This is a genomic window from Streptomyces sp. NEAU-174 (assembly GCF_052665095.1).
This window is the reverse complement of sequence record NZ_JBQTCE010000002.1, coordinates 365,542-380,578: the sequence shown is the minus strand read 5'-3', so window position 1 is coordinate 380,578 and position 15,037 is coordinate 365,542. Positions and strand designations below refer to the sequence as shown.

At 71.2% G+C, this 15,037-nt stretch carries 13 protein-coding genes and 1 pseudogene; 10 read left to right on the top strand and 4 right to left on the bottom strand.

Going from position 1 to position 15,037, the window contains the following annotated elements:
• Positions 1–100 precede the first annotated feature (100 nt).
• On the top strand, positions 101–1,246 hold the full coding sequence (locus tag ACT2CW_RS06435; protein WP_445515857.1) for a glycoside hydrolase family 88/105 protein: 1,146 nt from the start codon (positions 101–103) through the stop codon (positions 1,244–1,246).
• A 52-nt stretch (positions 1,247–1,298) separates the two neighbouring features.
• Here ACT2CW_RS06435 and ACT2CW_RS06430 read toward each other — a convergent pair whose 3' ends face one another.
• From ACT2CW_RS06430 to ACT2CW_RS06420, 3 genes and pseudogenes are all read right to left on the bottom strand, one after another.
• The gene (locus ACT2CW_RS06430; RefSeq protein WP_445515856.1) at positions 1,299–2,381 is read right to left on the bottom strand and encodes a PQQ-dependent sugar dehydrogenase; all 1,083 of its coding nucleotides are present in this window, start codon (positions 2,379–2,381) and stop codon (positions 1,299–1,301) included.
• Positions 2,382–2,392: 11 nt separating this feature from the next.
• Entirely contained in the window at positions 2,393–3,199 is an 807-nt protein-coding gene (locus ACT2CW_RS06425; RefSeq protein WP_445515855.1) for a hypothetical protein, read from the bottom strand.
• Between the two features lie 81 nt (positions 3,200–3,280).
• Positions 3,281–4,507: pseudogene (locus ACT2CW_RS06420) on the bottom strand (glycoside hydrolase family 27 protein); the annotation flags it as partial.
• A gap of 307 nt (positions 4,508–4,814) precedes the next feature.
• Between ACT2CW_RS06420 and ACT2CW_RS06415 the strand changes: the two are divergent.
• From ACT2CW_RS06415 to ACT2CW_RS06385, 7 genes are all read left to right on the top strand, one after another.
• Complete coding sequence (locus ACT2CW_RS06415) at positions 4,815–6,650, top strand: discoidin domain-containing protein (protein ID WP_445515854.1); 1,836 nt, start codon at positions 4,815–4,817, stop codon at positions 6,648–6,650.
• 61 nt (positions 6,651–6,711) lie between these two features.
• Positions 6,712–6,855 carry a pyrroloquinoline quinone precursor peptide PqqA gene (gene pqqA, locus ACT2CW_RS06410; protein ID WP_037958064.1) on the top strand — a complete coding sequence of 48 codons (144 nt, stop codon included), beginning with the start codon at positions 6,712–6,714 and terminating at the stop codon, positions 6,853–6,855.
• 10 nt (positions 6,856–6,865) lie between these two features.
• Positions 6,866–7,765: a pyrroloquinoline quinone biosynthesis protein PqqB gene (pqqB, locus tag ACT2CW_RS06405; RefSeq protein ID WP_445515853.1), complete on the top strand. Its 900-nt coding sequence runs from the start codon at positions 6,866–6,868 to the stop codon at positions 7,763–7,765.
• Positions 7,762–8,493 carry a pyrroloquinoline-quinone synthase PqqC gene (gene pqqC / locus ACT2CW_RS06400; protein WP_445515852.1) on the top strand — a complete coding sequence of 244 codons (732 nt, stop codon included), beginning with the start codon at positions 7,762–7,764 and terminating at the stop codon, positions 8,491–8,493. The genes pqqB and pqqC overlap by 4 nt, the downstream gene beginning before the upstream one ends.
• On the top strand, positions 8,490–8,780 hold the full coding sequence (pqqD, locus tag ACT2CW_RS06395) for a pyrroloquinoline quinone biosynthesis peptide chaperone PqqD (RefSeq protein WP_182469220.1): 291 nt from the start codon (positions 8,490–8,492) through the stop codon (positions 8,778–8,780). The genes pqqC and pqqD overlap by 4 nt, the downstream gene beginning before the upstream one ends.
• Positions 8,777–9,883, top strand: a complete 1,107-nt coding sequence (gene pqqE, locus ACT2CW_RS06390; protein ID WP_445515851.1) for a pyrroloquinoline quinone biosynthesis protein PqqE — start codon at positions 8,777–8,779, stop codon at positions 9,881–9,883. Before pqqD ends, pqqE begins: the two co-directional genes overlap by 4 nt.
• A gap of 91 nt (positions 9,884–9,974) precedes the next feature.
• Positions 9,975–11,453 (top strand): SDR family NAD(P)-dependent oxidoreductase, encoded by a 1,479-nt coding sequence (locus tag ACT2CW_RS06385; RefSeq protein WP_182469218.1) that lies wholly within the window; start codon positions 9,975–9,977, stop codon positions 11,451–11,453.
• Between the two features lie 28 nt (positions 11,454–11,481).
• Here ACT2CW_RS06385 and ACT2CW_RS06380 read toward each other — a convergent pair whose 3' ends face one another.
• Positions 11,482–12,744, bottom strand: coding sequence for a glycosyltransferase family 4 protein (locus tag ACT2CW_RS06380; protein ID WP_445515850.1), 1,263 nt, complete (start codon positions 12,742–12,744; stop codon positions 11,482–11,484).
• A 174-nt stretch (positions 12,745–12,918) separates the two neighbouring features.
• Here ACT2CW_RS06380 and ACT2CW_RS06375 point away from each other — a divergent pair, with 174 nt between their 5' ends.
• Both ACT2CW_RS06375 and ACT2CW_RS06370 read left to right on the top strand, forming a co-directional pair.
• Positions 12,919–13,623 (top strand): response regulator transcription factor, encoded by a 705-nt coding sequence (locus ACT2CW_RS06375; protein WP_037958047.1) that lies wholly within the window; start codon positions 12,919–12,921, stop codon positions 13,621–13,623.
• Positions 13,623–15,035: a HAMP domain-containing sensor histidine kinase gene (locus tag ACT2CW_RS06370; protein ID WP_445515849.1), complete on the top strand. Its 1,413-nt coding sequence runs from the start codon at positions 13,623–13,625 to the stop codon at positions 15,033–15,035. The genes ACT2CW_RS06375 and ACT2CW_RS06370 overlap by 1 nt, the downstream gene beginning before the upstream one ends.
• The last annotated feature ends 2 nt before the right edge of the window (positions 15,036–15,037 follow it).

Below are 15,037 nucleotides of genomic sequence, written 5' to 3'. Positions count from 1 at the left end.
CGCAGGGAGCGAGGTACGAGCGACCGAGCACGGTCGACCGTCGACAGCGACTCGAGCGCCCCGGAGGCGAACCGAGCCCTAAAGAAAAGGAGAGCTTGCAGTGGTCAGTCGCAGAACTCTGCTCACGAGCACACTGGGCATCACCGGCGGCCTTCTCCTCCCCACGGCGGGCGCCGGCGCGGCGCCCGCCGACTGGTCCCGGGCGGTGGTGGACTCCACCATCGCCCGCTACCCCGACCCCGCCTCGCTCGGCGGCTGGGGCTACACCCGTGGGCTGTTCCTGCTCGGCGCCTACCGCGTCTACCAGCGGGTCAAGGAGCCCTCGTACCTGGCGTACATCAAGCGCTGGGTGGACGCCTTCGTCGACGCCGACGGCCATATGGACCGGACCTTCGACAACCTCGACGCGATGCAGTCCGGCAATCTGCTGCTGATCCTCCACCAGGAGACCGGCGACGCCCGCTACCGGACCGCCGCCGACCAGATCCGGGCCCGCATCACCAGCTATCCGCGCACCGCGGACGGCGGGATGTGGCACGCCACCGGCAAGACCAACGAGTTGTGGGGCGACGGGGTCTTCATGGCCCAGCCGTTCCTGCTGCGCTACGGCATCGCCTACGGCGACGAGACGTTCGCGTACGAGGAGGTCACCAGGAACCTCTCGGTGTACTTCCGCCACCTCAAGGCGGCCAACGGGCTGATCTACCACGCCTATGACGCCGACGGCGACGCCCCCTGGAAGCCCGACCCCACCACCGGCACCTCCGCCCACTTCTGGGCACGGGCCATCGGCTGGACCGCGATGACCCATGTCGAGGTGCTGGAGCTGCTCCCCGCGAAACACCCGCGCCGCGCCGAACTGATCGGCAACATACGGCACTTGGCGAAGGGCTTCGCGCGCTACCAGGATCCGGCCACCGGGCGCTGGTTCCAGGTCGTCGACAAGGCGGGCGACCCCGGCAACTGGACCGAGACCTCCGCCTCCAGCATGTACACCCTGATGCTGCACGCCGCCCTGGAACACGGCTGGATCAGCGGCGGCGGCTACACCGCGGCGGCCCGCAAGGGCTATCAGGGCGTGCTGAAGAAGGTGTCGGTCGGCTCCGACGGACTGACGAACATCACCGACATCAGCGAGGGCACCAACGTCGGGGACCTGGCCTACTACCTCGGCCGCAAGCGCAATACGAACGACCTCCACGGTCTGGGCGCCTTCCTGCTGATGAACGAGCGGCTCGCGCACTGACGCACGCGTACGGTCGCGCCCCGGGGGAGCGCGACCGTACGCGTGGCGGCCGCTACTTCAGCCCCACCTCGAAGACCTTGTCCGCGCCGTCCGGCTCCCCGCCGTTGTTGTCCGCGTTCGTCGTGGACAGCCACAGCGTGTTCTTGCCCGGCACGGTCTCCACGGTGCGCAGCCGCCCGTAGGAGCTGGTGTAGTACGCCTTCGGGGTGCCCGCGCTGGTCCCGTCCACCGGGATCCGCCACAGCCGCTCACCGCGCAGCGCCGCCATGTACAGCGCGCCGTCGGCGTAGGTGACCCCGCTGGGCGACGCGTCGCCGGTCGGCCACTGGCGCTTGGGGCTGGTCATCCCGGAGGTGGAGCACTCGCCTTCGCAGACCGGCCAGCCGTAGTTCTTGCCGGATTCGATCAGGTTGAGCTCGTCGTACTTGCTGTTGCCGAGCTCGGCCTCCCACAGCCGGCCCTGCGGATCCCAGGTGATGCCCTGCGGATTGCGGTGGCCGTAGGAGTAGACGAGGGTGCCGAACGGGTTCCCCGGGGCCGGTTTGCCGTCCGTGGTCATCCGCAGGATCTTCCCGTTGAGGGAGTTCTTGTCCTGCGCGAGATCGGGTGTCTGCGCCTCCCCGGTGGTGGCGTAGAGATAGCCGTCCGGGCCGAACTTGAGGCGTCCGCCGTTGTGGTACTTGTTCTTCTTGATGCCGGTGACGATCGCCTTGTAGCCGCCGAGCGAGGAGCCGTCGTAGGTCATCCGGGCGATCCGGTTGCCGTCGGACGCGGTGTGCATCAGGTAGATGGCGTGGTCGCTGCTCCAGTTCGGGGAGACCGCGATCCCCATCAGCCCGCCCTCACCGCCGGTGGTCACCACATTGGGCACCGTGCCCACCTGCGTCCTGGTGCCCGACTGGGTGAGCTTGTAGAGCTTGAACGAGTCGCGCTCGGTGATCAGCGCCGAGCCGTCGGGCAGCCAGCTGAGCCCCCAGGGGATGGACCAGCCGGACGAGACGGTCTTGATGTCCGACGGGGCGGAGTCGGCCCGCGCCGGTGCCGCGTTGCCCGCGCCCGTCTGGGTGAGCAGCAGCCCGGCCGCGAGTGCGGTGGTCGCGGCCGCGGCCACGAGGGTGTTCCGGTGACTCTTCATCGCGCGTCCTCCTACTGGAGCTTGTACGCCTTGAGGTTTCGGGTGAGCAGATACGTGGTCTGGAGGCCGCTGCTGTTCAGGCTCCGGTAGATGCCCCACTTGGGCCGCAGATAGTTCTTGCCGCGCCACAGGTCCAGGCCGGTGCGCTTGTACGCGGCGACTTTCCTGCCGCCGGTGGTCACCGACCAGTCGGCGTACGCACCCGAGTCGGCCGCCTTGACCTCGACCGACACATCGCTCCACGTGCCCTGGAGCGGCGCCATGTCCGCGGCGCCGGCCTCGGTGAGGTTGTCGTCGTCGTCCGACGTCCGTATCTCGACCTTCGGGCCGTCGCTGTGCTGGTGCAGCGACATGGTGAACAGCGGGGCGGCCACGTCCCCCACCTTGATCTGCATGATGTGGGTGAAGCCGGTGGTCGCGTCCAGGGTGTCCGGCACATACATCTGGTACTGGATCCGCCAGGTCTCGTTCTTGAGGATCTTGACGGCGGATCCGCCCTGCTTCATGCCCCTGACCTCTTGGCGCTGACGGTCGGTGCTGGTGTCGACGTCCTTGGGGTAGTGGATGTCGGTGCGGAAACCGTCCTGGTAGGGATAGATGTGGGTGACGCCGGGGTGGGAGTCGGCGCGGTCGTCCTCGGCGCCCTCGAACGCGGAGGCGACGCTCGCCCCCGACGCGGGGTTCCACTTGAGGCTCCAGGACGCGGCCGGCGCCTGTGGGGACCGCTCGGCGCCGTAGGCGACCGCGGCCGGGGCGATCAGCGCGGCAGTGGCCGCGAGGGTCAGGGCGGTGCGCGGTAAGAGCGGTGGACGCTCCATCAAGGATTCTCCTGTCTGATCCTTGTTCACATCGAGGGACAGTAAGGAAAGCTTCCTAATGCGTCAACAGGTTCAGCCGCGCGTCACCCGGAAGACGACCGTGCCGTGTGCGGGCACCGAGGCGCTGATCGAGCCGCTCGTGGTGGAGGTGGCCTTCGACCACAGGTCCTTCAGGCGGTACGAGGAGGAGCCGCCGAGACCGATCGCGCTCGCCGTCGTCGAGATCGTCTTGCTGGACGAGTTCTCGTTGAGCAGCGCCACGGCGCGGTCGCCGTTCGCCAGCTGCTTGGTGTACACGGTCTTTCCGCCGCTGGAGGAGACGATGGTGGCCTGTTTGCCCAGGGTGTCCTGGTCGAGCGCGATGATGTCGGTGTTCTTCAGGATCGACTGGGTGGTGGCGGAGGCGTCGCGGATGTCGCTGCCGATCAGCAGCGGCGCCGCCATCATCGCCCACAGGCTGAAGTGGGTGCGGTACTCGGTGGCGGTCATCCCGCCGTTGCCGACCTCCAGCATGTCGGGGTCGTTCCAGTGGCCGGGGCCCGCGTACTGCGCCAGGTCGTCGTTGATGTGCAGCTTGTCGATCATGCTGGACCACTTGTCGCTGATGTCGCCGGTGGTCCGCCAGGAGTTGCCGACCGGCTCACCCCAGGTCCACACCTTGGGGTTGGTCTGGCCCCATTCGCACAGCGAGTAGACGATCGGCCGGCCGGTGGCGGCGAGCGCGTCCCGCATGGCCTTGTAGCGCTGCTGGGCGTCGACGCCCTGGTTATTGCAGTTGTCGTACTTGAGGTAGTCCACACCCCAGGAGGCGAACTGCTTGGCGTCCTGCTTCTCGTGGTTCAGCCCGCCCGGGAAGCCGTTCGCCGCGTTGCAGGTCTTGGTGCCGGCGCTGGTGTAGATCCCGAACTTCAGCCCCTTGGCGTGCACATAGTCCGCCACGGCCTTGATGCCGTTCGGGAAGCGGGTGCGGTTGGGCACCAGGGCGCCGTTCGAGTCCCGGGTGGGCTCGGCCCAGCAGTCGTCGATGTTGACGTAGGTGTAACCGGCGTCCTTGAAGCCCAGCCTGATGAACGCGTCGGCGATGCCCTTGACCATGGACTCGTTGAAGGAGGCGTCGCAGTGCGTGGCGTTCCAGTTGTTGAAGCCCATCGGCGGCGTACGGGCCACGCCGTTGTCGAGCGCCGCGGCCTGTGGCGCGCCCGTGACGAGGCCGGCGGTGAGGGCTCCGGCGGCGACCGTGGTGACCGCGGTGGCGGTTGCGAGACAGGAGCGGAGTCTGCGCAATCGTGCCGATCTCTGCATGATCATCTCCTTTGGGCGTGACAATGCATCGCGGAAGGTAGGAGGTATGGCGTGATGAGTCAAGGATTGGTGTGGACCAAGAGCGGGGTCTGATGGAGGTTCAGCGATGAGAATGCGCCAACTACCTGTGGGTTCCGCTTGGTTGATTCAGTCTGCTTCGATTATGCGTGGCGTGGCCATCGAAAGAGATCGGAGGATTTTTTTGGTGCAGCCTTCTTGACCGCACCCCGGCCGCTGGTGACCCTGCAACAGAACGGAACATCACCACGCTCCACCCCTCCATCGGCATGCACAGCTCGGAGAAGGAGCCCTCATGGGCCGCAGATCGCGCCGCCGCCTCGGCGCCTGGACGGCCGCCATGGTGTCGGCCGTCGTCACCCTCGCCCTCACCGGTCCCACCCCGGCGCGGGCCGAGGTCACCAACCCCCGGCAGCAGTGGCTGCGCCAGTCCCAGGCGGGGCTCTTCCTGCACTGGGGCATGCGCACCTCGCCCGGCTACACCAGCTGCTCCGCCTGGGAGAAGGCGGTCACCGACGGCGGCTGGGACGCGGACTACTGGGTGGCCGAGGCCAAGAAGCTGCACGCCTCCTACCTGGTGCTCGCCTCCTTCCACAGCCGATTGGGCTATGCGCGGGCCTGGCCGTCCGCCATCCCCGGAAGCTGCTCCACCAAGCGGGACTTCCTCGGCGAGCTGATTGACGCGGCGAGCGCCCAGGGGCTGAAGGTCATGCTCTACATGACCGACGATCCGCAGTGGCATGCCGAGGGCGGTCACGAATGGCTGGACTCGGCGGCCTACTCGGCCTACAAGGGCCGTGACACCGACCTGACCACGCGCGACGGCTTCGGCGAGTACTCCTACGACAACTTCGTGGAAGTGATGCGGAAGTACCCCGGGCTGTCCGGGTTCTGGATCGACAACGACAACGACTACTGGATCGACCACGGGCTCTACGAGAAGATCCGCGCCGACCGTCCCGGCTGGCTGCTGAGCAACAACAACGAAGACACGCCGATCATGGACACGGTCAGCAATGAGCAGAAGACCGGGATGACCCCGGCCTATGACTACCCCCAGGCCATCTGGACCCCGCAGCCCCGGCTCACCGAGGCCTGCTTCAAGCTGCCCAGCAGCGGGGCCTGGTGGTACAGCGGCACCGATTCGGCGGTGGACCGGGGACTCACCCTCGGCCGGCTGATCAGCGACTCCGGATCCTCCGTCAAATCCCTCATGGCCGAGACCGCCCAGGTGAACGGGCGCTTCCCCGGCAAACAGGAAGCCTTCAACAACTACGCCAAGACCTACCTCGACAAGATCTGGGGATCGCTGAACGGCACCGAGGGCGGTGGCTACTCCTACGGCGGACTCCAGCCCGGCGCCTGGAACGACGGCGCCCACGGGGTGACCACGGTGAGCACGGCCGACCCCGACCGCCACTTCGTCCACGTCCTCACCCGGCCCTCGGGCTCCACGCTGACGCTGCGGGACAACGGCTACCAGGCGACCGGCGTCACCGACTACCGCACCGGGAAGAAGCTCGACTTCCGCCAGAGCGACGGCCGGATCACCATCTCCGGCATCACCGACTGGGATCCGTACGACACCGTCCTCGCGGTCCGCACCGACGGCCGCCAGGGCATCGTCCCGCCCGGTTCCGTCACCGCGAGCGCCAGTGTCTCCGCGAGCGGCCACCCCGCCTCCGCCGTGCTCGACGGCGATCCGCAGACGTACTGGGACAACAACACCACCCTGCCCGCCTCGGTCACCCTCGATCTGCGGTCCGCCAAGAGCATCCGCTATCTGGCCGTGAACCAGCGGGAGTGGTCGGTCTCCTACGCCCGCTCCGACACCGAGCAGTCCGCCCGCATCCGCGACTACCAGGTGCACGTCTCCGACAACGGCCGCGACTGGGGCAGCCCGGTCGCCTCCGGAACGCTGCCCAGCGCCCGCGGGGTGCGGTTCATCGACATCCCCGCCACCACCAAGCGCTATGTCCGGCTCACGGTGAACAGCACCTGGGCCGCGGCCACCGACACCAAGCACTATCGCAAGCTGCTGCTGGACGAGGTGCGCATCGGATCCGCCTACCCCGGGAGCGGCCGCACCACCACCGACGGCGGGGCACCGCGGATCCGGACCGCCCGCTGACGGCCCGTCCGCCCCGTCCCGTTGATTCATCCCCCACCCAGATGGAAGGCAGGTCGAAGCCATGAACGAGACCACACCGCGCACGGCGCCCGAGACGGCGGACCGCACCCGTACGGAGGCCGGCGAGACCGCCTGGCAGACCCCCGACTACGTGGTCGTGGAGACCGCGCTGGAGGTCACCGCCTACTCGCTGAACGCCCGCTGAGCTCCCCGCCATGCGCGTGCGCGTGCTCGGCACCGCGGCGGGTGGCGGCGTACCCCAGTGGAACTGCGCGTGCCCCGGATGCTCCGGGGCACGCGCCCACCCGGGGTGGCGCCGCCGCCATGCCTCGCTCGCCGTCCAGGCCGACGAAGGCCGCTGGTATCTGGTCAACGCCACCCCCGACCTCGGCGACCAGGTCGAGGACTGCCCCGAACTGCACCCCGGGCCCGAACCGCGCCGTACCCCGCTGGCCGGGGTGATCCTCACCGACGCCGAACTCGACCACACCCTCGGCATCGCCCGGCTGCGCGAGGCGGACGCCATCGAGATCGTGGCCACCGACCCGGTGCGGCACGCCCTGCTGACCGGGCTCCACCTGGGCGAGGTCCTCACCCCCTACGCCCGGCTGGACTGGCGCCCCCTCGGCCCCGGGGACCGGCCGCTCGCCGAGGGCTCGCCCCTCGCCGTCGGCGCCGTGCCCGTCTCCGCCAAACGCCCCCGCTACGCGGCCGGACGGGGCGCCCCGGACGACGACGCCTGGGTGGTCGCCCTGCGGCTGACCGACCGCGCCACCGGCCGCTCCCTGCTCTACGCCCCCGCGCTCGCCGCCTGGCCCGACACCTTCCAGCGCGCCGCCGAAGCGGCCGACTGTGTGATCGTCGACGGCACCTTCTGGTCCGATGACGAGCCCCTCACCAGCGGCTTCGGTTCGCGTACCGCCACCGCCATGGGCCATCTGCCGATCGAAGGACCGGACGGCACGGCGCACCGGCTCGCCGCACTCGAAGCGCGCACCCTGTACACCCACCTCAACAACACCAACCCCCTCAACGACCCGGCCGCCCCCCAGCACTCGGGGTTGCGGAAGCTGGGCGTCGAGGTGGCCGCCGACGGGATGGTGATCGACCTGTGAGCACCCCACGGACCCGGCTCGAGGAGCGGTTGCGCGCGGTCGCGCAGGAGCGCTACCACGACCGCCACCCCTTCAACGTACGGATGCACGCGGGCGAGCTCACCCCCGCCGAACTGCGCCGCTGGATCCTCAACCGCTTCCACTACCAGCGCCACATCCCCGTCAAGGACGCGCTGATCACCGCCAAGCTCGACACCTCACGGCTGCGCCGGATGTGGCTGCGGCGCATCCAGGACCACGACGGCGCCACCGAGGGCGAGGGCGGTATCGAGCGGTGGCTGCGGCTCGGCGAGGCCGCGGGGCTGGACCGGGACCGCCTGCTGTCGGGTGCCGAGGTGGTGCCCGGGGTGCGGCTCGCGGTGGACGGCTATGTCAACTTCTGCCGACTGCGCGGGCCCCTGGAAGCCGTCGCCGCCTCGCTCACCGAGCTGTCCGCGCCCGGCATCATGCTCACCCGGATCGACGCCTTCGAGCGGTACTACCCCTGGATCGAACGCGAGGGCCTGGTCTACTTCCGCAACCGGGTCGGCCAGGGGCGCCGGGACAGCACCGAGGCCCTCGACCTGGTCCTGACCTGGGCGCGGACCCCCGAGGACGAGGACCGAGCGGTGGCGGCGCTCGCCTTCAAATGCGATGTGCTGTGGTCGCTGCTGGACGCGGTCGACCACGCCGACACCAAGGACGGCCCGGGGGCCGACATCAAGGACGGCCCGGGGGAGGGCATATGACCGGCTCCGGTCCCGGCCCCGGCCCCGCCCCGGCCGGATGGCGGCCCGCGCTGGCCCCCGCCGTGAGCCTGCGCCACGACCGGGTGCGGGACGCCGATCTGCTGGTGCTGCCCGAGCGGGTGGTGGTGCTGCGCGGCAGCGCCGCGAAGATCCTGCGGCTGTGCGACGGCGACCGCGACCTCGACGCCATCGTGGCGGAACTCCGGAGCCGCTTCCCCGGCGCGCCCGTCGCCGAGGACGTGCCCGCCTTCCTCGACCGGATGCGCGGGGAGGGCTGGGTCCGATGACCGCCGCGCCCCGCCCCTGGGCCCTGCTCGCCGAGCTCACCCACGGCTGCCCGCTGCACTGCCCCTACTGCTCCAACCCGCTGGAGCTGGTCCGCCGCTCCCGTGAGCTGTCCACCGCCGAGTGGGCGGAGGTGCTGCGCCAGGCCGGGGAGCTGGGCGTGGTGCACACCCATCTCTCCGGCGGCGAACCGCTGTTGCGCGGCGATCTCGCCGAGATCGTCACCGCCGCCGAGTCCGCCGGGATCTACACCCAGCTCGTCACCAGCGGCGTGGGCCTGGACGGTGCCCGGCTGGCCACGCTGACCGCCGCCGGGCTGCGCAGCGTCCAGCTGTCCGTGCAGCACGCCGATCCGGCCGCCTCCGACCGGATCGCCGGGCACCGCGCGTACGCCGCCAAGGAACGGGCCGCCGCCCTGGTGCGCGCGGCCGGACTGCCGCTCGGGATCAATGTCGTCCTGCACCGCGACAACCTCGACGCGCTCGACGCCATCATCCGGCGCGGCCTGGACTGGGGCGCCGACCGGATCGAGCTGGCCAACACCCAGTTCTACGGCTGGGCGCTGCGCAACCGCGACGCCCTGCTGCCCACCCGCGACCAGCTCGCCCGGGCGCGGGAGACCGTCCAGCGGTGGCGGGAGCGGCTGGGCGGCGCCACCGATCTGGTGTGGGTCGTGCCCGACTACTTCGACGGCGTGGCCAAGCCCTGTATGGGCGGCTGGGGCGCGGTCTCGCTGACCGTCGCGCCCGACGGCACCGTGCTGCCCTGCCCCGCCGCCGCGAGCCTGCCGGACCTGGACCCGCCCAGCGTCCGCGACCACCCCCTGGAGTGGATCTGGGACCACTCGGGCGCCTTCAACCGCTACCGGGGCGAGGAGTGGATGCGCGAGCCGTGCCGCACCTGCACCCGCCGCGCGGCGGACTTCGGCGGCTGCCGCTGCCAGGCGTACGCCCTGACCGGCGACGCCGCCCGCACCGACCCCGCCTGTGCGCTCTCCCCGGACCACGGGGTGATCCGCGCGCTGACGACGGGCACCGGGCAGCCGGGCGGAGCGGGCACCCCGGCGCCGACCGGCGGCTATGCGTACCGCAAGCCGGGAGGGTGAGGCGGCACGCGGTTTGGCGCATTCGCCCCCGCTTCCGTAAAGTTTCGCCGTTGTCCAGGGGAACAGGCGAACCAAGAAAGCGGCAGCGGCGATGACGGTGACTGACGAAGGCCGGGCCGAGCGTGCCCCGGCCGAGGGGCCGGGCATCGACCCGGAGCGGCTGGCGACCTGTCTGAGCGTCCTCGCGGAACTCGACCGGCTGCCGGTCGACCACCCCGACGCGATCATGGTCCGCCGGGCCACCTCCGGGATCTACCGCAGCGTCAAGCAGCGCAGGCGCCAGGAGCGGCGGGCCGCGAAGACCGCGAACGACAAGGCCGTGACCGAGGCCACCGCCACCGGCGCCGCCGACCGGATCGACGACGAGACGCTGGGCCGCGCGCTCACCAGCTCCGTCACCACGGAGATCGCGGGCATCCTGGAGCGCCCCCGCTCCTGCTACGTCTGCAAGACCCGGTATGTCGAGGTCGACGCCTTCTACCACCAGCTGTGCCGCGACTGCGCCGCCGAGAACCGGGCCCGCCGCGACGCCCGCACCGATCTCACCGGGCGCCGTGCCCTGCTCACCGGCGGCCGGGCGAAGATCGGCATGTATATCGCGCTGCGGCTGCTGCGCGACGGCGCGCACACCACCATCACCACCCGCTTCCCGGTCGACGCCATCCGCCGCTTCACGGCCATGCCGGACAGCGGGGAGTGGCTGCACCGGCTCAAGGTCGTCGGCACCGATCTGCGCGACCCCGCCCAGGTGATCGCGCTGGCCGACGCGGTGAGCGCCGCGGGCCCGCTGGACATACTGATCAACAACGCCGCCCAGACCGTCCGCCGCACCCCGCAGGCGTACGCGGAGCTGATAGCGGGCGAGTCGGCGCCGCTCCCCGCCGGGGAGCTCCCCGAGTCCCTGGTCCTCGGCGCCTTCGGCAGCGGCGCCCAGGCGGCCCTGCCGGCGCCCCGCGCGTCCCGGGAGGGCGCCCTCACCCCGCAGGACCTCACCGCCCTCGCCCTTGAGCGCGGCTCCGCCTCACCGGCCCGGATCGAGGCCGGGACCGCGATCGACGCGGGCGGCCTGGTGCCGGACCTGGACCCGAGCAACACCTGGGTGCAGCGGGTCGGCGAGGTGGACCCGGTCGAGATGCTCGAGGTCCAGCTGTGCAATGAGACGGCGCCGTTCATCCTGGTGAGCCGGTTGCGCCCGGCGATGGCCGCCTCGCCCGCCCGGCGCAAGTACGTGGTCAACGTCTCCGCGATGGAGGGCAAGTTCGGCCGGGGTTACAAGGGCGCGGGCCATCCGCACACCAATATGGCCAAGGCCGCGCTGAACATGCTGACCCGCACCAGCGCACGCGAGATGTTCGAGTCCGACGCCATCCTGATGACGAGCGTCGACACCGGCTGGATCACCGACGAGCGCCCGCACCCGGACAAGATGCGGCTCGCGGCCGAGGGCTTCCACGCCCCGCTCGACCTGGTGGACGGCGCGGCGCGGGTCTACGACCCGATCGTCCGGGGCGAGGGCGGCGAGGACCTCTTCGGCTGCTTCCTGAAGGACTACGCCCCGACGTCCTGGTGACGACGGGGCACCGCGGTCCGGCGTCGGGTCACGCGCTCGCCTTGCGGCCCGCCGCCGGGGTGCGGCGGCCGGGCGAGAGGCCGAAGCGGCGGGCCAGCCGCCGCAGACGGGCGCGGGCGGCGGTCCGGTAGCGCTCCCAGAGGCGGGCGAACCGGCTCGCGCGCAGCTCCTCGAAGAGCTGGTCATAGCGCCGGGCGATCGGCTCAGGGTCGTAGATCCGGGAGCTCTCCAGGGCGGCCGCGCCCATCGCCCGCCGGGCCGGGGCGTCGCCCATCAGCTCCATCAGGGCGCTCGCCAGCGCGTGCTTGTCCCCGGTGGGGACGAGCCGTCCGGTGACCCCGTCCTTGATGATCTCGGCGGGGCCGAGCGGGCAGTCGGTGCTCACCACCGGCACCCCGCAGCGCATGGCCTCCACGATCGTCATCCCGAACGACTCCGCGTCCGAGGCGACCGCGACCAGCGACGCCTTGGCGAACTCCGCCTCGATGGGGGAGCGGGACCCCATCAGCTCCGCGCTCCCGGACAGGCCCAGCCGCTCGATGCGCTCCGCGAGCCGTTCCTTCTCCGCGCCCCCGCCGTAGATCCGCAGCCGCCAGGCCGGGAACTTCGCCGAGATCTCCGCGAAGGCGTCGATCAGCAGGTCGAAGCGCTTGCCGCGGACCAGCCGCCCGGCCGCCGCGATCACCGGCTCGGTGCCCTCGGAGGGGGCGATACCGGGGTCGGGGACGCTGTTGGGTATCGCCAGGGTCCGCACCCCCGGCATCGGCATCTTCCTGCGGTAGACCGCGGCGTCCGCCTCCGTCGTGGTGACCACGGCGTCCAGCGTGCGGTAGAACGGGGCCAGCTCCGCCCGCAGCTTCTTGCTGTGCGCCTCGTACCGCAGATGCTCCTGGGCGATGCGCAGCGCGCGGCGCGGGGCGAAGCGGGAGATGTAGACGTTCACCCCCGGCCGGGTGCCGACGATCACCTCGGCGTCGCAGCCGCGCAGATATTCCGCGGCCCGCGTGTCCATCAGCCGGTTGTACTGCTTGATCCGCTTCTCGGCGGCCGGAAAGTCCCGGCTGGCCTCGAAGAACAGCGGGTGCTTCGCGTCCGCGCTCTCCGGACGCGTGTCCACCAGGGGGACCAGCCGCACGCGCGGATCCAGGGCGAAACGCGGCGTCTCGCGGTGCCGCATCATCGAGACGATCTCGACCTCGTGGCGGTCGGCGAGCGCCGTCGCGAGGTTCATGGTCGTCCGGATCGTTCCGCCGATCCCGTAGGCGTTGTGCAGCAGGAATGCGATCTTCATGCGGTATTTTCTCCGGCCGGGTGCGTCCCCGGGGCGAGTTTCCCCCGGAAGCTCCTCGACACCTTGTCGAGGCCCGGTAAGCCCACCGCGTGAAGAAGGTGAGAGCGGGGTAAGAAGCCCCGCTCAGGGCCCCGCCCGGCGCGGGCACCGCTGCGGCCTTGGCAGACTCGGGGTGTGACCAACACCGTGCTGCTCGCCGAGGACGACCGTGCCATCCGCCAGGCCCTGGAACGCGCCCTGACCCTGGAGGGGTACCGCGTCACCGCCGTGCCCGACGGGATAGAGGCGCTGGCGGCCATCCACCGTGAGCGCCCGGACGTGATCGTGCTGGACGTGATGATGCCGGGCGTGGACGGGCTCCAGGTGTGCCGGGTGCTGCGCGCCGAGGGGGACCGCACCCCCATCCTGATGCTCACCGCGCGGGTCGAGACCGCCGACCGGATCGAGGGCCTGGACGCCGGGGCCGACGACTATGTGGCCAAGCCCTTCGAGATCGAGGAGGTCTTCGCCCGGCTGCGCGCGCTGCTGCGCCGCGCCGCCCCCGCCGAACCGGCCGCGCCGGAGGACACCGCCATCGACGGGGTGCTGGAGGTCGCCGATCTGCGGCTGGACTCCTCGGCCCGGCGGGTCTGGCGCGGCGGTACGGAGCTGGAGCTGACCCGCACCGAATTCGACCTGCTGGAGCTGCTGGCCCGCAACGCGGGCATCGTCCTGGACCACACCACCATCTACGCCCGCATCTGGGGCTACGACTTCGGCCCCGGCTCGAAGAACCTCGCCGTCTACATCGGCTATCTGCGCCGCAAGGTCGATCCGGAGGGGCGCACCCCGCTGATCCACACGGTGCGCGGGGTCGGCTACTCCCTGCGGGAGGAGTGATGGTGCGGCTCCCCCCGCTCCGCCGTGGCCGGCCCAGCCTGCGGACCACCTTCGCGCTGTCGTTCTCGGCGGCGGCCACCGTGGTCACCCTGCTGGTCGGCGGGCTCAGCTATGACGCGGCGGCCGGGCTGGTGCGGGTGGACCAGCAGTCGGCGTTCGACGACGTCATCCGCGATCTGCGCAGCCAAGTCCGCGGCGAGAAGGTGATCCTGCGGCAGTACCCCACCGAGGCCGTCGTGCCCGTCCCGTACGACCTGCGGGACGATCTGCGCCGGATCAGCCGGATGGACGTCCAGGTGATCAACGGCCGGGGCACGGTCTACGACGCGGGCAAGCCCCCGCTGCCGGTGATCGACGACGACCGGACGACCGCCGCCTCCAGCACCCCGGGCACCGTCCTGCGGCGCGAGATCGGCATCGGCGGGGAGCAGTACCGGATGGCCACGGTCGCGGTGGGCGACGGCACCGGCGCGATCCAGGTGGCCCAGCAGATCAGCGACACCGAGGATCTGCTGCGCGAGCTCCAGAAGCGCACCGCGCTGTTCGTGGTCGCCGTCATCCTGGCCGCCGGACTGGCCGGCTGGTGGCTGGCCGGGCGGATCACCCGGCGGCTGGTGCGGCTGACCCGGGTCGCCGAGAGCGTGGCCGCCACCGGCCGGATGGAGGTGGCGGTGCCGGTCGCCGGGGACGACGAGGTGGGCCGCCTCGGACGGGCCTTCGACGGCATGCTCGGACAGCTCGCGCGCTCCAAGGACGACCAGCGGCGGCTGGTCCAGGACGCCGGGCACGAGCTGCGCACCCCGCTCACCTCGCTGCGTACCAACATCTCCCTGCTGCGCCGCTTCGAGGAGCTGCCGGGGCCCGCGCGCGAGGATCTGCTGGCGGATCTCGCGGGGGAGACCCGGGAGCTGACCGATCTCGTCAACGAGCTGGTGGACCTGGCGGCCGGGCAGAGGGACGACGAACCCCGTACCGAGGTCTCGCTGGAGGAGGTGGCCACCACCGCCGCGACCCTCGCCCGGCGCCGGACCGGCCGGGAGATCACCGTACGGGCCGAGGGCGACACCCGGCTGACGGGCCACCCGGCCACCCTCCAGCGCGCGGTCTCCAATCTGGTGGAGAACGCCGCCAAGTTCGACCAGGGCGGCACCGAGCCGGTCGAGGTGGTGATCAGCGGGCGCCGGGTGGAGGTGCTCGACCGGGGCCCGGGCATCGCCGAGGAGGACCGCGAGCGGGTCTTCGACCGCTTCTACCGCGCGCCCGGAGCCCGCAGTCTGCCCGGTTCCGGGCTGGGCCTGGCCATCGTGCGCGAGGTCGCCCTCGCACACGGCGGCACCGTCTTCGCCCGGCCGCGACCGGGCGGGGGCGCGATACTGGGCTTCACGGTCGCCGACCCCACGGAGGCGCCGTAACA